This is a genomic window from Paracoccus sp. KKT209 (genome assembly GCF_055635455.1).
Window position 1 is genome coordinate 1,897,051 of sequence record NZ_CM145758.1, and the last position, 19,196, is coordinate 1,916,246.

17 protein-coding genes are annotated in these 19,196 nt (G+C 67.4%); 8 read left to right on the forward strand and 9 right to left on the reverse strand.

All coding sequences use genetic code 11. The annotated features are described in order from the left end of the window. The first annotated feature begins 89 nt into the window (after positions 1-89). From pth to ACZ2G3_RS09530, 3 genes are all read left to right on the forward strand, one after another. The gene (gene pth / locus ACZ2G3_RS09520; protein WP_470395581.1) at positions 90-794 is read left to right on the forward strand and encodes an aminoacyl-tRNA hydrolase; all 705 of its coding nucleotides are present in this window, start codon (positions 90-92) and stop codon (positions 792-794) included. Further along, a complete protein-coding gene (locus ACZ2G3_RS09525) occupies positions 791-1,801 on the forward strand; it encodes a DUF2332 domain-containing protein (RefSeq protein WP_470395583.1) in 1,011 nt (336 codons plus the stop codon). Before pth ends, ACZ2G3_RS09525 begins: the two co-directional genes overlap by 4 nt. A 61-nt stretch (positions 1,802-1,862) precedes the next feature. After that, positions 1,863-2,237, forward strand: coding sequence for a DUF2237 family protein (locus ACZ2G3_RS09530; RefSeq protein ID WP_470395585.1), 375 nt, complete (start codon positions 1,863-1,865; stop codon positions 2,235-2,237). A gap of 502 nt (positions 2,238-2,739) precedes the next feature. On the opposite strand, the gene trpB is transcribed toward ACZ2G3_RS09530, so the two are convergent. Genes trpB through xdhA form a run of 5 tightly spaced genes read right to left on the reverse strand, consistent with a single transcriptional unit; the run spans position 2,740 to position 9,839 of the window. Continuing rightward, complete coding sequence (gene trpB / locus ACZ2G3_RS09535) at positions 2,740-3,966, reverse strand: tryptophan synthase subunit beta (RefSeq protein WP_419268112.1); 1,227 nt, start codon at positions 3,964-3,966, stop codon at positions 2,740-2,742. A 58-nt stretch (positions 3,967-4,024) separates the two neighbouring features. Continuing rightward, entirely contained in the window at positions 4,025-5,350 is a 1,326-nt protein-coding gene (guaD, locus tag ACZ2G3_RS09540; protein WP_470395587.1) for a guanine deaminase, read from the reverse strand. Continuing rightward, positions 5,338-6,069 carry a xanthine dehydrogenase accessory protein XdhC gene (gene xdhC, locus ACZ2G3_RS09545; RefSeq protein WP_470395589.1) on the reverse strand — a complete coding sequence of 244 codons (732 nt, stop codon included), beginning with the start codon at positions 6,067-6,069 and terminating at the stop codon, positions 5,338-5,340. The genes guaD and xdhC overlap by 13 nt, the downstream gene beginning before the upstream one ends. Next, the gene (gene xdhB / locus ACZ2G3_RS09550; protein WP_470395591.1) at positions 6,066-8,387 is read right to left on the reverse strand and encodes a xanthine dehydrogenase molybdopterin binding subunit; all 2,322 of its coding nucleotides are present in this window, start codon (positions 8,385-8,387) and stop codon (positions 6,066-6,068) included. The genes xdhC and xdhB overlap by 4 nt, the downstream gene beginning before the upstream one ends. A gap of 3 nt (positions 8,388-8,390) precedes the next feature. Next, positions 8,391-9,839, reverse strand: coding sequence for a xanthine dehydrogenase small subunit (xdhA, locus tag ACZ2G3_RS09555; RefSeq protein WP_470395593.1), 1,449 nt, complete (start codon positions 9,837-9,839; stop codon positions 8,391-8,393). A 112-nt stretch (positions 9,840-9,951) separates the two neighbouring features. Here xdhA and ACZ2G3_RS09560 point away from each other — a divergent pair, with 112 nt between their 5' ends. Continuing rightward, positions 9,952-10,845 carry a LysR family transcriptional regulator gene (locus tag ACZ2G3_RS09560; protein WP_470395595.1) on the forward strand — a complete coding sequence of 298 codons (894 nt, stop codon included), beginning with the start codon at positions 9,952-9,954 and terminating at the stop codon, positions 10,843-10,845. Here ACZ2G3_RS09560 and ACZ2G3_RS09565 read toward each other — a convergent pair. Together ACZ2G3_RS09565 and uraH are read right to left on the reverse strand one after the other, a co-directional pair. Next, positions 10,842-12,095 (reverse strand): urate hydroxylase PuuD, encoded by a 1,254-nt coding sequence (locus tag ACZ2G3_RS09565; protein ID WP_470395597.1) that lies wholly within the window; start codon positions 12,093-12,095, stop codon positions 10,842-10,844. The two genes, ACZ2G3_RS09560 and ACZ2G3_RS09565, sit on opposite strands and share 4 nt — an antisense overlap. Position 12,096: 1 nt before the next feature. Continuing rightward, complete coding sequence (gene uraH, locus ACZ2G3_RS09570; RefSeq protein ID WP_470395599.1) at positions 12,097-12,450, reverse strand: hydroxyisourate hydrolase; 354 nt, start codon at positions 12,448-12,450, stop codon at positions 12,097-12,099. Positions 12,451-12,725: 275 nt separating this feature from the next. On the opposite strand from uraH, the gene bhcR reads away from it, so the two are divergent. From bhcR to ACZ2G3_RS09590, 4 genes are all read left to right on the forward strand, one after another. After that, a complete protein-coding gene (gene bhcR, locus ACZ2G3_RS09575; RefSeq protein ID WP_470395601.1) occupies positions 12,726-13,538 on the forward strand; it encodes an HTH-type transcriptional regulator BhcR in 813 nt (270 codons plus the stop codon). A gap of 178 nt (positions 13,539-13,716) precedes the next feature. Then, the gene (gene puuE, locus ACZ2G3_RS09580) at positions 13,717-15,123 is read left to right on the forward strand and encodes an allantoinase PuuE (protein WP_470395603.1); all 1,407 of its coding nucleotides are present in this window, start codon (positions 13,717-13,719) and stop codon (positions 15,121-15,123) included. Positions 15,124-15,233: 110 nt separating this feature from the next. Continuing rightward, on the forward strand, positions 15,234-16,010 hold the full coding sequence (locus ACZ2G3_RS09585) for a bifunctional allantoicase/(S)-ureidoglycine aminohydrolase (protein ID WP_470399100.1): 777 nt from the start codon (positions 15,234-15,236) through the stop codon (positions 16,008-16,010). 178 nt (positions 16,011-16,188) lie between these two features. Beyond that, complete coding sequence (locus ACZ2G3_RS09590) at positions 16,189-17,394, forward strand: hypothetical protein (protein ID WP_470395605.1); 1,206 nt, start codon at positions 16,189-16,191, stop codon at positions 17,392-17,394. Between the two features lie 6 nt (positions 17,395-17,400). Here the strand turns inward: ACZ2G3_RS09590 and ACZ2G3_RS09595 are convergent, their stop codons facing one another. Beyond that, complete coding sequence (locus tag ACZ2G3_RS09595) at positions 17,401-18,309, reverse strand: DMT family transporter (protein WP_470395607.1); 909 nt, start codon at positions 18,307-18,309, stop codon at positions 17,401-17,403. 55 nt (positions 18,310-18,364) lie between these two features. After that, on the reverse strand, positions 18,365-19,108 hold the full coding sequence (locus ACZ2G3_RS09600; RefSeq protein ID WP_419268099.1) for a YebC/PmpR family DNA-binding transcriptional regulator: 744 nt from the start codon (positions 19,106-19,108) through the stop codon (positions 18,365-18,367). Between the last annotated feature and the right edge of the window lie 88 nt (positions 19,109-19,196).

A 19,196-nucleotide genomic window follows, 5' to 3' on the forward strand; every position in this document is an offset into this window, starting at 1 on the left:
CAGAGTCTTAGTAACCGGCAAGGTCAGCCGCAAGGGATGGAACGCAATTCGACCCGCGCCTTGGCCGCGCGGACAGACAGGAGAGGCATGTGAAACTGATCGTTGGGCTGGGAAATCCCGGCGCAAAATACGCGTCGAACCGTCACAACATCGGTTTCATGGCGCTGGACCGGATCGCGGTGGACCATGGCTTCGGCCCTTGGCGGGTCCGTTTCCAGGGCCTTGCGACCGAAGGGCGCATCGGCGACAGCCGCGCCACGCTGCTGAAGCCCCAGACCTTCATGAACCTGTCCGGGCAGGCCGTCGGAGAGGCAATGCGCTACCTGAAACTGACGCCGGCGGATGTGATCGTCCTGCATGACGAGTTGGACCTCGCGCCGGGCAAGTGCCGGGTCAAGCAGGGGGGCGGGCATGCGGGGCACAACGGGCTGCGCTCGATCCACCAGCATATCGGTGCGGATTACGACCGCGTCAGGCTGGGGATCGGGCATCCGGGCCACAAGGACAAGGTCGCTCCCTATGTGCTGTCGGATTTTGCCAAGGCGGACCAGGATTGGCTGGACGACCTGATGCGCGGCATCTCGGACGGGGCGGCGGCGCTGGCGGCGGGCGACGGCGGGCGGTTCCAGAACGCGGTCGCGGCCCGCGTGTCGCCGGCCCGCAACAGCGGCACGGAGGCCCCGGCTGCCCGTCAGGCACCGGCGCCCAAGCCCGCTCCTGCCCCCGCTCCGGAACCACAGCATCCCGGCAGCCTTGCCGACAGGCTCCGGGCGCTGACGGACCGGTTCAAGTGACCGAAGCGGTACGCGCGGCCTTTCGGGACCAGGCCCGCTCCTGCCGGCAGCTGGGATCGCCCCTGACGGCGCGGATCTGCGACAGCTTGGCGGATGTGCTGGCGACGGACCAGGGACAGACCGCGCGCCGCGTCCTGAACTGGCCCGGCGACCCGTCCAGCCGCGCCGATTCCGTGCCGCTGCGCCTTTGCGGCGGCTTGCATGCGCTGGTGCTGACGGGCGCGGCCCCGGACCTGGCGCGCGCCTATGCCGCGGGCGACGTGACCCCGGACCTGCTGGTCGCCACGCTGCGCGATCATGATGCGACGCTTGAGGAATGGCTGGACAGCCCGCCGCAGACGAACGAGGTCGGGCGCTCGGCCGCCCTGATCGCGGCCGCGCGCTTTCTGTCGGACCTGTGCCCCCTGCCCCTCAGGCTGCTGGAACTGGGGGCGTCGGCGGGCCTGAACCTGAACTTTGACCGCTATCATCTGGGGCCCGCATCGGATGGTGTCTCCCTCACCCCCGACTGGCGCGGGACCGTGCCGCAGGGCAATCTCCGGGTCAGCAGCCGCCGCGGGGTCGACCTGAACCCGCTGGATCCGGATCGCGACGCCCTGCGCCTGATGGCCTACTGCTGGGCCGACCAGAGCGCGCGCCTGTCGCGACTGCGCGGCGCGCTGCAGATCGCGCGGGCCGACCCGCCGCAGGTGGACCGGGGCGATGCGGGCGAATGGCTGGGTGTCCAGCTTCGCGACCCCGTCCCGGGCGTGCTGACGATGGTCTTCCACACGGTTGCGGCGCAATATTTCCCCGCCGCAACCACGGCAGCCTGCGCCGATGCCATGGCGCGCGCCGCGGCGCAGGCCAGCCCGCAGGCGCCGCTGGCCCATGTCGAGATGGAGGCTGACGGCGGCGAGGGCGCGGCCCTGCGCCTTGCCTTCTGGAGCGGGTCCGCGCGCCGCTGGTCGCTTGGCCGTGCCGATTTTCATGGACGCTGGATCACCTGGGATCCCCACCCGGTGTGACCTGCCCCCTTTTCCCCCAGCGGGACGCGCCCTAGGGTGGCGCGAAAGAGGAGACATACGCATGGAGCCGTCGATCAATGTCCTGGGCGGGGAGCTGCAGCCCTGCTCGACCACGCCGCGCACCGGCTTTTACCGCAACGGCTGTTGTGACACCGGACCCGAAGATCGCGGCAGCCACACGGTCTGCGTGATCCTGACCGACGAATTCCTGGCGATGTCGCGTTACCTGGGCAACGACCTGACGACGCCGCGCCCGGAATTCGGCTTTCCGGGGCTGAAGGCCGGGGACCAATGGTGCCTCTGTGCCGCGCGCTTCCTGCAGGCGACGCAGGAATTTGCCGCCCCGCGGGTGGTGCTGGAATCGACACACAGGCGCGCCTTGGACATCGTTCCGCTGGAGCTGTTGAAACGTCATGCGGAGGGCAATGCAAGCTAAGTACGGGCGGGCGAACAGGCGCTTCTGTGCGGTCCGGCGATGCCCTGGACCCTCACCGGGCGCCGCTGGTTCGCGAGGGCGACGTTGCTCGACTTGAGGCGCTGGACAGGGTGCCAGGCGCAGCCTGCCTTGTGCTGGCCTGTGGCACCCCCGACATCTGCGCGGTTCTGGTCGAAAACTCACAGCCACCGCGCTGCTCCACGATCAGGCGGCTGACCTTTGCCCCGCGACCGGTCCGGGCGCATGCTGAAGCTGGACAAGGCCATGCTCCTGGTAATTCCCCATCTTCCGCTGCCGCATCGGCCCGGACGGCAGGGTGGTCCATCCGGGGCTGATGTCGCAGGCGAGACATCCTGCCCTATGACCGGCGGCTGGCCCAAGTCTATCCCTCCGCCAGCCCGCAGCTGGCGCCGGAGATCCGGCTGGCCGAACTCACAGGGGCAGGATCGTCCTGCCCCTGCCGATGCTGGAACCTGGTCTGAACCTGCTGCTGACGCGCCAATCAGGTCTTGATGTCAAAGCCCAGGTGCTTGGCGACGGTGAAGATGTCCTTGTCGCCGCGCCCGCACATGTTCATCACGATGATGTGGTCGGCGGGCAGGTCGGGCGCGATCTTGATCACATGGGCCAGGGCATGGCTGGGCTCCAGCGCGGGGATGATCCCCTCCTGCGCGCAGCACAGCTGGAAGGCAGCCAAGGCCTCGTCATCGGTGATGCTGACATATTCGGCGCGGCCCATATCCTTCAGCCAGGCATGTTCGGGACCGATGCCCGGATAGTCCAGGCCGGCGCTGATCGAATGCCCCTCCAGGATCTGGCCGTCATCGTCCTGCAGCAGATAGGTGCGGTTGCCATGCAGCACGCCCGCGCGCCCGCCCGACAGGCTGGCGCAATGTTCCATCCGGTCGTCGACGCCCTTCCCGCCGGCCTCGACGCCGATGATGCGGACCTCCTTGTCGTCCAGGAAGGGATAGAACAGGCCCATCGCGTTCGACCCGCCGCCGATGGCCGCGATGAGGGTATCGGGCAGACGGCCTTCGCGCGGCATGATCTGTTCGCGGACCTCCTTGCCGATGATCGACTGGAAATCGCGCACCATCGCCGGATAGGGATGCGGCCCCGCCACCGTGCCGATGCAATAAAAGGTGTCGCGGACGTTGGTCACCCAATCGCGCAGCGCGTCGTTCATAGCGTCCTTCAGCGTGCCGCGACCGCTGGTGACGGGCACGACCTCGGCACCCAAAAGGCGCATCCGGAACACGTTCGGGGCCTGCCGTTCGACGTCATGCGCACCCATATAGACCACGCATTTCAGCCCGAAACGCGCGCAGACAGTGGCGGTCGCCACGCCATGCTGGCCCGCGCCGGTCTCCGCGATGATGCGGGTCTTGCCCATGCGGATCGCCAGCAGGATCTGGCCCAGCACGTTGTTGATCTTGTGCGCGCCGGTATGGTTCAGTTCGTCGCGCTTCATGTAGATCTTGGCGCCGCCCAGGTGCTGGGTCATGCGCTCGGCGAAATAAAGCGGGCTGGGGCGGCCGACATAATGCGTCCACAGATCGTTCATCTGGTCCCAGAAGGACGGGTCCGTCTTGGCGCGTTCGTATTCGGCCTCGAGGTCAAGGATCAGCGGCATCAGCGTCTCACTGACAAAGCGGCCGCCATAGATGCCAAAACGGCCCTGTTCGTCGGGCCCGGTGGTGAAGCTGTTCAGCAGGTCGTCGGCCATGGGATGCGCCTTTGGATCAGGAATGGGGTCGGGCTGAGATAAGCCCCTTGCCGCCGTTCTAGACCCGTTCGGCGGCGGATTGAAGCCCGTCCATGTGAACGCCTTGTCGCGGCTTTTGCGGGCGCCCTGCGACATAAGTCTGCGCCACCGCACGGTCGTCGCCCATGATCTGCAGGATGAACAGCTTTTCGGCCAAGGTATCGGCCCGTTCGGCGCGCAGGGCCATTGCAGGGGTCGCGCAAGGGTCCAGCACCACCAGGTCAGCGGCGCTGCCAGGGGTCAGGGTGCCGATCTCGGCCTCCATCCCAAGGGCCAGGGCATTGCCGCGCGTGGCCCAGTGGAAGGCCGTCAGCGGATGCAGCTTCTGCCCGCGCATCTGCAGGATCTTGTAACCTTCGTTCAGGGTCTGCAACATCGACCAACTGGTGCCGCCCCCGACATCGGTGGCGATGCCACTGGTGACGCCCGCCGCGCGCAGCCCGTCGGCATCGAAAAGGCCCGAACCCAGGAACAGGTTGGAGGTGGGACAGAAGACCGCGCGGCTGCCGGTTTCGGCCATCCGGGCTATCTCGCGCGGCTCCAGGTGGATCGAATGGCCCAGCAGCGTGCGGGGACCAAGCAGGCCGTAGTGGTCATAGATATCCAAATAATCCCGTGCCTTGGGATAAAGACTTAGCGTGAATTCGATCTCGTCGCGGTTTTCGGACAGGTGGGTCTGCAGGTGGCAGCCCGGATGCTCACGGACCAGCGCCCCCGCCATCTCCATCTGCTCCGGGGACGACGTGATCGCGAAGCGCGGGGTGATCGCGTAACGCTGGCGTCCCTTGCCGTGCCACGCCTCGATCAATGCCCTGCTGTCGTCATAGGAGGATCGCGGGGTATCGTGGACGGCGGGAATGGCATTGCGATCCATCATCACCTTGCCCGCAACCATCGCCATGTCGCGGGCATGGGCGGAGGCAAAGAGCGCTTCGGCGCTGGCCTTGTGGCTGGAGCAGAAGGCGACCGCCGTGGTCGTGCCATGTGCCGTCAGCTGGTCCAGGAACAGGTCCGCCATGCGGGCGGCGTGGTCAGGATCGGCAAATTGCGCCTCGGCCGGAAAGGTATAGGTGTTCAGCCAGTCCAGCAGCTGCGCGCCCCAGCTGGCAATGACCTGCAGCTGCGGGAAATGGATATGCGGGTCGATGAAGCCCGGCAGGATCAGGTGCGGCCGGTGGTCGATTTCGGACAACCCGTCGCGGGCCAGGTCGGCATGATCGCCGACAGCAAGGATCCGGCCGTCCTCGACCAGGATGGCGCCGTCTTCCCAGAAGCGGTGATTGTCGGCGCTGTCTTGGGGGTCGGCGTGAAAGTCGAGGACCTGGCCCCGGATCAGCTGTTGCATGGGTATTTTTTCAACGAAGAAGCGGTAAGGCGCGCCATGATTTCGGCGGCGGTGAAGGCGGCGATGATTTCGGGGCGCTTGTCGCGGCTGAAGCCTGCGCCGATCGGGCAGGTCAAGGGCGCAGGATTGATCCCCCGGGCGCCGGCAAAACGGGCGAACTGCGCGCGTTTCGTCGCGCTGCCGATCATGCCGACATAGGCCAGGTCGGTGCGGGCCAGCGCCTCGACCGCCAGGAGGAAGTCCAGCGCGTGGTCATGGGTCAGGATCACGACGCTGCTGCCCGGAGCGGCTGCGCGGATCTGGGCCTCGGGCAGCGGGGTCAGCAGGGTCGGGCCGGTGGCGCGGGCCAGTTCCTCGGGGCGGCTGTCGATCAGCAGCGCCTTCACCGGCAGCAGCTGCAGCGCATGGGCCAGCGCCCGCCCCACATGGCCCGCCCCGAAGATCAGCACGTCGGGATGATCCTGGGGCGTCGGCGCGTGACGGTCCAGCGACAGGACCACGCGGCCACCGCAGCACTGGCCGATCTCGGGGCCGAGGGGGATGTCCATCCGCGCCTCCGCCTCGCCACGCGCCAGCATCTGGCGGGCGCGGTCGATGGCCATGTATTCCAGCTGCCCGCCGCCGATCGTGCCCTGCGTGTCGTCGGGGGTCACGATCATCTCGGCCCCCGCCTCGCGCGGGGTCGAGCCCCGCGCCGATATGACCCGGACGCGGATCATCCGCGCAGCCGTTCGACCGCCATCAGCACGCGTTCGGGCGTGGCAGGCGCATCCAGCCGCGCGGGTTCGCGATAGCCCGCGACCGAGGCGACTGCCATGTTGATCGCCTCGAACACGCTGATGCCCAGCATGAAGGGCGGCTCTCCGACGGCCTTCGATCGCTTGATGGTGCGTTCGGCGGCCTCGGACCAGTCGGTCAGCCTGACGTTGAAGACGCGCGGCCGGTCGCTGGCCAGCGGCACCTTGTAGGTCGAAGGGGCATGGGTGCGCAGGCGCCCCTGCGCGTCCCACCACAGCTCCTCGGTCGTCAGCCAGCCGGCGCCCTGGACAAAGGCGCCCTCGACCTGGCCCTTGTCGATGGCCGGGTTCAGGCTGCGGCCCACGTCATGCAGCACGTCGGTGCGGTCGATCACGTATTCCCCGGTCAGCGTGTCCACCGACACCTCCGACACCGCCGCACCATAGGCATAGTAATAGAAGGGCCGCCCCTTGCCGGTCGCCCGGTCCCAGTGGATCTTGGGCGTCTTGTAGAAACCCGCGGCCGACAGGTGGATGCGCGCCATGTAGGCAGCCTTGATGACCTCGGTGAAGGGGATCTGGTGGTCGCCGGCCCGGATGTGACCCGGCACGAAGGTGACGGCGTCGGGCGGCACCTGCCAGCGTTCGGCCACGAATTCGACCAGCCTGGCCTTGATCTGGTCGGCCGCATCCAGCGCCGCCATGCCGTTCAGGTCGGTTCCCGACGACGCCGCCGTGGCCGAAGTGTTGGGCACCTTTTCCGTGGTTGTGCGGGTGATCTTGATGCGCCTGATGTCGCATTGAAACGCCTCGGCCACGACCTGCGCAACCTTGGTGTTCAGGCCCTGCCCCATCTCGGTCCCGCCATGGTTCAGCATGATCGAGCCGTCGGAATAGATGTGGACCAGCGCCCCCGCCTGGTTGAACCAGGTGGCGGTGAAACTGATCCCGAACTTGACCGGTGTCAGCGCAATGCCCTTGCGGATGACGCCGCCGGCCGCATCCATGCGTGCGTTCCAGTCCAGCACCGCCTGCCGGCGGGCCTGGTAATCGCTGCTGGCCTCCAGCTCGTCCAGGATGCGGGGCAGGATCTGGTCGTGGACCTCCTGGTGGTAGGGGGTCAGCTGGCCGTTTTCATAAAGATTGCGGCGGCGCACCTCCAGCGGGTCGAGGCCAAGGGCATAGGCGATCTCCTCGATCATGCGTTCGGCGACGATCACGCCCTGCGGGCCGCCAAAGCCGCGAAAGGCGGTGTTGCTGACCGTGTTCGTCTTCATCGGGTGGCTGCTGACGCGCACATCGGGATAGAAATAGGCATTGTCGGCATGAAACAGCGCCCGATCCGTCACGGGGCCCGAGAGGTCCGCCGAAAAACCGCAGCGGGCATACCAGTCGCCTTCGACCGCCCGGATGCGGCCGTCGTTGTCAAAACCCACGGCATAGTCGACGACGAAATCATGGCGCTTTCCGGTTGCGATCATGTCGTCGTCGCGGTCGGGGCGGATCTTGACCGCCCGGTTCCAGTGCTTGGCCGCCAAGGCGGCCACGCAGGCGAACAGGTTCATCTGCGTTTCCTTGCCGCCGAAACCGCCGCCCATGCGCCGCACGTTCACGACGACCGAATGGCTGGGGACCTTCAGGACATGGGCGACCATGTGCTGCACCTCGGACGGGTGCTGGGTCGAGACGTTGACGACCACGTCCTCGTCCTCTCCCGGCAGGGCCATGGCGATCTGCCCCTCCAGATAGAAATGGTCCTGGCCGCCGATAGAGAACCGTCCCTCGATCCGGCGCGGGGCCGCGGCCATGGCGCGTGGCGCGTCGCCCCGGCGCAGGGTCAGCGGGTCGGTGACATAGCCCATGCCCGCATCCCGCGCGGCGATCGGGTCCAGCGCATGGGGCAGCGGGTCATAGTCGATCCGCGCCTTGTGCGCCGCGCGCCGCGCCTGGTCGCGCGTCTCCGCGATGACCGCAAAGACCGGCTGGCCCCAGAACTGCACCAGCCCGTCGGCAAAGATCGGGTCGTCGTTCTTGCCGTTGGGCGAGACATCGTTCACCCCCGGAATGTCGTCGGCCGTCAGCACGCCCAGCACGCCCGGGCTGGCCAGCGTCGCTGCGAAGTCCATGCCGGTGATGCGGCCATGCGCGCATTGCGACAGGCCCAGATAGGCATGCGCCAGGTTCGCGGGCGCGGCCAGATCATCGGTATAGTCGGCGCGGCCGGTGACATGCTTGATGGCGCTGTCGTGGATCGTGTCCTGGTGGGCCAGGCCCTGCACGGCGTTCCCGTCATCCTTCATCGTTTATGCCCCCACGGCCTGGCGCAGCCGCACGGGCAGGCCGGTTTCCGATTGCTCCAGCCAGAAGCGGCGGAACAGGTTGCGCGCCACGGTCGCGCGGTATTCGGCGCTGGCCCGCATGTCGGTCAGCGGCTGGAAGTCATCCGCCACGGCGCGGGCCGCGGCATCGAACGCGGCCCGCGCGAAGGGCTGGCCCTCCAGCGCAGCCTCGGCGGCGCGGGCGCGCCGGGGCGTTGCGGCCATGCCGCCAAAGGCCAGGCGCGCCTCGGTGATCATGCCGCCCTCGACCGTCACGCAGAAGCCCGCGGCCACGGCCGTGATGTCGCTGTCGCGCCGCTTGGTGATCTTGTAGGCGGCGATGCGCGCCTGGGGCCGGGTCGGGATCAGCACCTGTTCCACGAACTCGCCGGGCTGGCGGTCCTGCTTGCCATAGTCGATAAAGAAATCCTCCAGCGCGATCTCCCGGCGCGCATCGCCCCGGCGCAAAACGATCCGCGCGCCCAGCGCGATCAGCAGCGGCGGCGTGTCGCCGATGGGCGATCCGTTGGCGATGTTCGCGCCGATCGTGCCCATGTTTCGCACCTGCCAGCCGCCGATGCGCATCCAATAGTCCTGCGCGGCCGGGATATGGCGCGCGATCAACGGCGCCGCTTCGGAATAGGTGACGCCGGCGCCCATGCGGATCATGTCGCCCTCGACGGCCATGTCCTTCATCAGGTGGCCGATGAAGACGGCGGGACTGATGTCGCGCAGGAACTTGGTCACCCACAGCCCCACGTCGGTCGCCCCCGCGACCAGTGTCGCCTTGGGCTCCTCCAGCAGGATCTGCGCCAGGTCATCGGCATCGGCGGGGATCAACGCGCGGTCGGCACCTCGCGCGACCGTCACGCGGCCGCCCCGCATCCCGGCCAGCTGCGCGGCCACCGCCTGACGCTCGCGCGCCAGCGCGTCCTGCGCCTGCCCCCCTGCGGCACCGGCGGCCAAGGCCGCCTTGACGATCGGCTCATAGCCCGTGCAGCGGCAGATGTTGCCCTGAAGCGCGGTCTCGACGGCCTCGGCATCAGCGGTGGGGTTCGCCATCCACAGCGCATAGAGCGCCATGACGATCCCCGGCGTGCAGAAGCCGCACTGGCTGCCGTGATGTTCCACCATCGCCGCCTGGATCGGATGCAGCCCGCCGTCGGGCCCGTGCAGATGTTCGATCGTGACGACATGGGTGGCGTGGCAGGAGGCCAGCAGCCGGATGCAGGCGTTGACCGGCTCATAGATCAGGCCCCCGTCCGTCATCCGGCCCACCAGAACGGTGCAGGCGCCGCAATCCCCCTCGGCGCAGCCCTCCTTGGTGCCGGTCAGGCGCCGCGCCAGGCGCAGGTGATCCAGCAGCGTGTCGGATGCCCCCACCTCGGACAGGGAAATCTCCTGGTCGTTCAGCAGAAACCGCAGCTGGTTCATGATAACCCTTCCTGGCTGTCGCAAGGTCCCGATCCTAGGCCGGAAGGGCTGGTTGCGAAATCGGTGCCGGCGTAGAAGACTTTACATGAAACGTTGAAAGCCAGCCACTGCCATGTCCTATCTTGAGAGCCTGCGGGTCTTTGTCCGGGTGGTCGAACTGGGCTCGATCACCGCCGGAGGCAGGGATCTGCGCCTTTCGCCGGCAGTTGCCTCGAACCGCATCAAGGATCTTGAAAATCGCTTCGGGCTGCGGCTGCTGAACCGCACCACGCGCAAGCTGACCACGACCGAGATCGGGCGCGCCTTCTATGATCATGCCCGCCGCGTGATCGACACGCTGGACGAGGCCGAGGGGCTGATCTCCAGCTTTTCAGGAAAGCCGCAGGGGGTGATCCGGCTGACGGCGCCCCTGGGGCTGGGGCGGCGGCTGATCGCGCCGCTGATCCCGCCCTTCTGTGCCGAGAACCCCGGCGTCGAGTTCCGGCTGCGCCTGTCGGACCGCAACGTCAACATCGTCGAGGATGCCATCGACCTGGCCTTCTTCCTGGGAGAGCCCGCGGATTCGACCCTGAAATGGCGCAAGATCGCCGACTGCCCGCGCGTCCTGGTGGCGGCGCCCGCCTATCTGGCGGCGGCGGGCGTGCCGCAGGTTCCCGATGATTTAGCCGACCACAACTGCCTGCTGCTGCGCTATCCCCGCAGCCCGGAATATTTCTGGACCCTGACCACGCCCGAGGGGCCGCGCAAGATGATGGTCTCGGGCCGGTTCGACACGGATGACGGCGACGTGCTGACGGCATGGGCGCTGGAGGGGCACGGCATCGCCAACCGCCCCCATTACGAGGTCGCCGACGACCTGGCCGCTGGCCGGCTGGTCACCGTGCTGCCCGATTTCCCGCCACCCCTGGCGCAACTGGGCTGCCTGACGCCGCATCGGCGGCTTCAGGACCCCAAGGTGCGCATGTTCGCCGATTACGCGGTGCGCGAACTGCGCCCGCTGTTTTAAAGCCCGGCCATCCCGAAGGTGCCCACCTGCCGGAACCAGCGGATGATCTGGCGCCGCTCGTCCATCTCCATCCCGGTCAGGTTGGCGGGGGGCATGGCGTCGGTCAGCCCGGCCTGCACATAGATCTCGCGCGCGGCGCGGGCGATGTCGGCGGGGGTCTCCAGCACGACGCCCTTGGGCGCGTGGTGGATGCCCTCCCACACGGGTTCGCGCGCGTGGCACATGGAACAGCGGCCGATGACCGTATTGGCGACCTGTTCAAAGCCGGGGGCCTCGGCCAGCCGCGTCTCGGCCGGGGTCAGCGGACGGGCCATGGCCTCGTCATAGCTGTCCTGGTTGAGGCCCAGCGACGACAGCCACATGACGCCGATGAACAGCATCACGGTGACGGCCCAGGTCCACCAACGATACCCCTTGCGGGCGTGCATGGTGTTGAAGAAATGCCGGATCGTCACCCCCATCAGGAAGATCAGCGCCGCGATCAGCCAGTTGAATTCGCTGGCAAAGGCCAGCGGATAGTGGTTCGACAGCATCAGAAAGACGACCGGCAGCGTCAGGTAGTTGTTATGCGTGGACCGCAGCTTGGCGATCTTGCCATATTTCGGATCGGGTGCCCTGCCCGCCTTGAGGTCGGCGACCACGATGCGCTGGTTCGGCATGATGATCAGGAACACGTTTGCTGTCATGATCGTGGCGGTGAAGGCACCCAGATGCAGCAGCGCGGCGCGCCCGGTGAAGACCTGGTCATAGGCCCAGCCCATCACCACCAAGGCGGCGAACAGCAGCAGCATCAGCACCGTCGGACGGTTCCCCAGGGGCGACTTGCACAGCCCGTCATAGACCAGCCAGCCCACCGCCAGTGACCCCCCTGAAATGGCGATGCCCTGCCAGATGGCCAGGTCGGCCTTGGCCGGGTCGATCAGGAACAGGCTCGCCCCCGCCCAGTAGGTGATCATCAGCAGCGCCGCACCCGACAGCCAGGTCGAATAGCTTTCCCATTTGAACCAGGTCAGGTGTTCGGGCATCCGCTCGGGCGCGACCAGGTATTTCTGGACATGATAGAAGCCGCCGCCATGAACCTGCCATTCCTCGCCATGCGCGCCCTTGGGCAGGTGGGCGGCCTTTTGCAGGCCCAGGTCCAGTGCGATGAAATAAAAGCTGCTGCCGATCCAGGCGATGGCGGTGATGACATGGGTCCAGCGCACCGCGAAGGCCAGCCATTCCCAGATGACGACGGGTTCCGGGATCATCTCAGCTGCCCCGATAGGTCGAATAGCCGAAGGGCGAGACCAGCAGCGGGACGTGGTAATGGTCGTCCTGCGACATGCCGAAGCGGATCGGGATCACGTCCAGGAAACGGGGCGCCTCTGCCGGAACCCCTGTGGCGTCCATCCAGGCGCCAGCGTGGAATTCCAACTCGTACCGGCCGGTCGCGAAACTCTCGGTTGGCAGGATCTGCCGGTCGGTGCGCCCGTCGGCATTGGTGACCAGACGTGCAAGCAGGCTCCGCCCCTCGCCCTCCAAACGATAGAGCACCACCTCCATGCCCTGCGCCGGGCGGCCCCGGGCCGTGTCCAGAACATGTGTCGTCAGATAGCCCGGCATGTCCGGCCCCCTTTTTCCTGCAGCTTTCCCCGGTGATAGCCGATCGCGCAGCCGGAACGAGCCCGGAGCCGCGCAAGGCTGTCTATAGATTTCGTGGATAATCTTGCGGGCGGCGGCCGGCCGGGTCCAGCCCCCGCTGACCCGGCCGGACGATATTTCTGGAAATCGTTTCCGGACCCGGCGATAAGGGCCGAATTCCGCGCAGCCACAGGGCCTTGGCCTTTTCCGCCGGCTGCATCGCCCCCGCCGCCCCTGCGGCACCAACGGAGAGAGACATGGCCGATCCGACCCGGCGCCGTGGCCGCCCGCGCAAATCCGTGCCCGAGGCGCCTAGCACCGTCCAGGCACTGGACCGGGCGCTGGATCTTCTGGACCTGCTGGCCGGCGCGCCCGGCCTGACGCTGAGCGAGGTGGCCGAACAGGCGGGCCAGCCCCCCTCGACCGTGCACCGGGTGCTGCACACGCTGGCCCTGCGCGGGATGGTCGAAAGCGATCCGTCGACCCAGGCCTGGAACATCGGGCCGCAGGCCTTCCGGCTCGGCTCGGCCTTCATGCGGCGGTCGGGGATCGTCGAACGCGCGCGCCCGGTCCTGCGCCAGCTGATGCAGCACAGCGGAGAGACCGCGAACCTGGGCATCCTGCAGGGCAACACCGTCCTGTTCGTCAGCCAGGTCGAGACGCAGGAAACCATCCGCGCTTTCTTTCCGCCCGGCACCTCGTCGCCGCTGCACGCCTCGGGGATCGGCAAGGCGCTGCTGGCCTTTGGCCCGGCCCAGGACCTGCAGGCGATGGCACAGGGCGGCGAACTGACGCGCTTTACCGACAAGACGCTGACCGACCCCGCGGCGCTGGAGGCCGACCTGGCCCGCATCCGCCAGCGCGGCTTTTCCTTCGACGACGAGGAAAAGACCCGCGGCATGCGCTGCATCGCAGCGCCGGTCTTCGACCTGTCCAAAGAGGCGATCGCCGGGGTTTCGGTCAGCGGCCCGTCGCACCGGATCGCGGTGGAACATGTCCAGGCACTGGGCGCCGTGGTCGCCGCCGCCGCCGCCAGCCTGACCGAGATCATGGGCGGCAAAGCGCCCTGATCGCGCTGGCAGGTTCTGCCGTGCAGGCAGGACCACGCCGTCACCCGCTTTCAAGATATTCTTGAAAACGGGGTGATCTTATTTTTCCGGTTGAAACAGAATTTTGCCGTCTGCGCCTTGTCCTTGCGGGCTGGCCGGGCTTTGGTGACGCTGCGACACGACCCACCGGAGGACCCAGATGCGCTACAGCCGCGATTTGCGAGGATATGGCGAAACGCCACCGGACCCGAAATGGCCGGGCGATGCCAGGATCGCGGTGCAGATCGTCGTCAATTATGAGGAAGGCGGCGAGAACAGCATCGAACATGGCGACGCCGCCTCGGAGGCCTTCCTGTCCGAGATCATCGGCGCCCAGCCTTGGCCCGGCAAGCGTCACTGGAACATGGAATCGATCTACGACTATGGCGCGCGGTCCGGGTTCTGGCGGCTGCACCGGCTGCTGAAGGATATCCCCGTGACCGTCTATGGCGTGGCGACCGCGCTGGAGCGCAGCCCGGAACAGGTGGCCGCCATGCAGGAGGCAGGCTGGGAAATCGCGACCCATGGCCTGAAATGGATCGACTATCGCGATGTTCCGCGCGAGGTCGAAGCCGAGCATATCGCCCGCGCCGTGGAATTGCACCGCCAGGTCACCGGCGAACGCCCGCACGGCTTTTACCAGGGCCGCACCTCGATGAACACGGTCGAGCTGGGTTGCGAGGAAGGCGGCTTTGCCTATCTGGCCGACAGCATCGCCGACGACCTGCCCTATTGGCATGTGCATGAGGGCCGGCCGCAGCTGATGGTGCCCTATACGATGGACGCCAACGACATGCGCTTTTCCAGCGGCCAGGGATTCGGCACGGGGGTCGAGTTCTTCGACTATCTGCGCGACAGCTTTGACGTGCTTTATGCCGAAGGCGCGGCGGGCGCGCCCAAGATGATGTCGATCGGGTTGCATTGCCGCCTGGCCGGCCGTCCGGGCCGCGCGATGGCGATCCGGCAGTTCCTGGACCATGCCCGCGCGCACGAAGGGGTCTGGTTCGCCTCGCGACTTGACATCGCGCGGCACTGGGCGGCGGTCCATCCGCACCAGCCGCGGCTGCGCCCCTCGCAGATGGACCGCGACAGCTTTGTCGCGCGGTTCGGCGGCATCTACGAAAATTCGCCCTTCATCGCCGAACGCGTCTGGGACGCCGAGATGGGCGCCGTCCACGACAGCGCGGCGGGGCTGGCCGGGCGCATGGCCCAGATCTTCCGCGCGGCGGATGAGGACGAGCGGCTGGACGTGCTGCGTGCCCATCCCGACCTTGCCGGCAAGCTGGCGCAGGCCCGCAGGCTGTCGGCCGACAGCAGCGCCGAGCAGGCCGGCGCCGGGCTGGACGCCCTGACCGATGCCGAACGCGCCGAGTTCACCCGCCTGAACGAGGCCTATATGGCCAAGCACGGTTTTCCCTTCATCATCGCCGTGCGCGACCATGACAAGGCGGGCATTCTGGCCGCCATGCAGGCCCGGATCAGCAACGACACCGCCACTGAGCGTGCCACGGCCGAGGAACAGGTCATCCGCATCGCGACGCTTCGCCTTCAGGAGGCCCTGAAATGACCGACCAGCCCCCGAAGGGCGCGCCGACCGGCGACATCGCCCGCGTGATCCCCGAAGAGCATACCGGCCCCTATGCCGGCCCAGTGGCGGGCCTGCCGCCGCAAACCGGGATGACCACGGACACGGCGATCTTCACCGAGGCCTATGCCGTCATTCCGCGCACGGTGATGCGTGACATCGTCACCTCCTACCTGCCCGGCTGGACGGGCATGCGGATGTGGATGCTGGCCCGGCCCCTGACCGGCTTTGCCGAGACCTTCAGCCAGTACATTGTGGAACTGGCCGAAGGCGGCGGCAGCGAGGCGCCCGACGACGACCCCGAGGTGCAGCACGCAATCTTCGTGACCGGCGGCGACATGCAGGTGGTGATCGATGGGACCGAACACCTGCTGACGCCGGGCGGCTTTGCCTATATCCCCGCGGCCAAGCCCTGGCAGATCCGCAACCGGACCGCCGGACCTGCCGGCTTCCACTGGTGGCGCAAGCGCTGGCAGCCGGCGGCGGGCGTCGACAAGCCCGACCCGATCGTTGTGCAGGAACAGGACATCGCGCCCTCCATGATGCCTGACACCGACGGAGCCTGGGGCACGACGCGCTTCATGGACCCGGCCGACCTGCGCCATGACATGCACATCACCGTCGTGACCTTTGCGCCGGGCGGATCGATTCCCTTCGCCGAAACCCATGTCATGGAACACGGGCTGTTCGTGCTGGAGGGCAAGGCCGTCTATCGCCTGAACCGGGACTGGGTCGAGGTGGGTCCCGGCGATTACATGTGGCTGCGCGCCTTCTGCCCCCAGGCCTGCTATGCGGGGGGTCCGGGGCGTTTCCGCTATCTCCTCTACAAGGATGTGAACCGCCACGCGCCGCTCTGGCCCAACCGCTAGGCTGCCTGCGCCCCAGGGACGCGCGGATGCGCGCTCCAGGGGCGCTGACCCCGGTCGCGCGCCGGCCCCGTCGGTGGGATCATGCCGATCAGGGGTGGAAACTCCCCGGCCGGTTTCAACTCTGCACTTATTCCGTTATCGTCTCGGCCTCTGTAACGACCGGCGGGAGTATTGGCGGATGCGGATTATCGGCCTGGATGCTGCCCGAAGCCTGGCGATCGTGCTGGCCATGTCTTCGCATGTTTTCGTCGAGGCGGGCCTTTACGCGCATCTTCCCGATCAGTTGTCCCGGATCGTGGGGTTTGCCTTCCAGATCGCGACCCCGACCTTCATCCTCCTGTTCGGGACCATGCTGGAGGTCATCTACCGGCCGCGCTGGACCAGCACGGCAGCGCGGCGGCAGGTGGCGGGGCGTCTTGTGTCACGTGCGCTGCAATGCTGGGCCCTTTATGCGATCAGCATCTTTGCGCTGTTCCTGTCTCACGACCAGTATTCGCTGCGCTTCAGTATCGGGACGATGCTGTTCATGGGCAATTCGCCCTATACCGAGATCCTCAAGTTCTACGCCATCGTTCTGGCACTCGCGCCGGTCCTGCTGTGGCTGCGCGCGCGTCTGGGGCTGTGGCCCCTGGTTGTGGCCGCCCTTGCCTATCATGCCGCCTGGCCGCTGCTGACGGCGCTGCCGGATGCCCATCACGACCTGGGGGCACCCTTGGCGGTCGGCCGGCTGATCATGTTTGCGACGGGCTTCGGCGATCTTCAGCTGGCCGGCCCCTCGATCCTGCACGGGCTTACGCTGGTCGTGGCGGGCCAGTGCCTAGGCCGGTTCCTGCTGGGCGGGTCCCCCAAAGGGCTGCAGGCCGTCGACCCGGCGACCAACCAGGGGTTCCGGCGCCGTGTCGCCGGCCTCTTGGCCGCAACGGGGCTGGTTGCCATGGCGGGCGCCACGGTCCTGCCGGAAGGGGCCTTCGCGAACCTCGCGAATGGCAGCTTCCGCATGGACAGCCACGGCCTCTATTTCGCCGCGGGCGTGGTCTCGGCCACCTTGATGACGATCATGTTCGTCTGGCTGATCGACATCAGGCGCGTGGGCGGCACCGCCGCCTGGACCCGGCTGACCTTCTTCGGCCGCACCAGCATGTTCACCTTCGCCTGGGGCAACATCCTTCTTTACCTGGTCGACCCCTCGCCCGAGGGGCCGGGGGCCTCGCTGACATGGGCGATCGTGCTGCTGCTGGCGATCTGCGCGATGAGCTGGGCCTTCGACCTGGCGGCGCGCCGGTCGCCGGCGGTCGGGACGGGTCTCGGCCTTCTGAAACGGCCCATCGACCGCGCGGCACAGGTCCTGCTGAACCTGACCTGGCGCCTCCAGCCCGCAGGCTGAGCGCGATCAGCCCTTGGTGGCGACGTTGGGGGGCGTCGGGGTCCGGGCCCGCAGCCGGGCTTCGCGCCAGGTGATATAGCTGATGGCGCCGATCATCAGCCCACCGCCGAGGATGACCCAGGCGTCCAGGGGTTCGTGAAAGACCAGGACGCCCACGAGGCTGGCCCAGATCAGCTGCAGGAAGGTGACGGGCTGCGTCACGGTCAGCGGCGCCGCGGCAAAGGCCCGGGTCATCGTGTAATGGCCGGCGGTGGCGAAGACCGCCACCAGCCCCAGCCAGCCCAGCTGCGACCAGCTGGGCGGCACCCAATGCGCGATGGCCAGGGGCGCCAGCCCGACCGAGACGGTCAGCGACATCATCGCCACCACGACCGAGGCCGGCACCCGGTCGGACAGCCGCTTGGCCACCAGATAGGACGCCCCGAAGGCCACGGCGGCACCGACCTGCGACAGGTGGCCGGGGTCCAGCACGCGCAGGCCCGGCCGCAGCACGATCAGCGCGCCCGCCAGGGCCACGCCGATGGCAAAGATGCGCCGGGTGGCCAGCCGCTCTCCCATGAAGAGGGCGGCGCCGATCGTAACGATGATGGGATTGAGAAAGCCGATGGCCGTCACCTCGGCCACGGTGATGCGCGACATGGCATAGAACCAAGCCACCACCGCGATGACGTGCAGCCCGCCGCGCAGGGCGAACATCCCCCACAGGTCGCGGGGAAAGCCGACCCTCAGCGCGCAGCTGATGACAGGCGCCAGGAAGACCAGCCCGAACAGGAAGCGGATGAAGGCGGCCTGCGCGGCGGGCAAGGCGCCGTCCAGGCCGCGGACGATGGTGTTGACGGCGACAAAGCACAGGCCCGTCGCCAGCATCCACCCGATGCCGATCATGTCGCGGCGCGTATGAGACAGGTTCTGCATCATCTGCAACTGCCGCCTTTCGGGCGGCAGTGCAAGGGCGGATCTTGCGGCAGCCTCAAAGCGCGGCCGCGACCTCTTCGGTCAGGTCGAAGTTGCCGGTGACGTTCTGGACGTCGTCGTCCTCCTCCAGCGCGTCGATCAGCTTCATCAGCTTCTGCGCGGTCTCGGCGTCGCTGATCTCGGTCGGAGCCTGGGGCTTCCAGATCAGCTTGGCGGTCTCGGATTCGCCCAGGGTCGCCTCCAGCGCGGTCGAGACCTCGTTCAGCGCCGTATCCGCACAATAGATCCAGTGGCCCTCCTCGTCCGTCTCGACGTCGTCGGCGCCGGCCTCGATGGCGGCCAGCATCACCGTGTCGGCATCGCCTGCCGACAGCGGATAGACGATCTCTCCGACCCGGTCGAACATGAAGCTGACCGATCCGGTCTGGCCCAGATCACCGCCCGACTTGGTGAAATAGCTGCGGACGTTGGACGCGGTCCGGTTGCGGTTGTCGGTCATCGCCTCGACCACCAGGGCGATGCCGTTGGGGCCATAGCCCTCATAGCGGATTTCTTCGTAATTCTCCGCGTCGCCGCCCTGCGACTTCTTGATCGCCCGGTCGATCACGTCCTTGGGGACGGATTTTGCCTTGGCCTCCTTGACGGCCAGCCGCAGGCGCGGGTTCTTTTCGGGGTCCGGGTCGCCCATCTTGGCGGCGACGGTGATTTCCTTGGCCAGCTTGGAAAACAGCTTCGAGCGCAGCTTGTCCTGCCGGCCCTTGCGATGCTGGATGTTGGCCCATTTGGAATGCCCTGCCATGTCGGGTCGTCCTTCGCGGTTCTGAAGTGATGTGCTGCGCGCTTTTAGTCCAGCCTCGCCCCCCATCGCAAGACGAACCCGAGGCCCC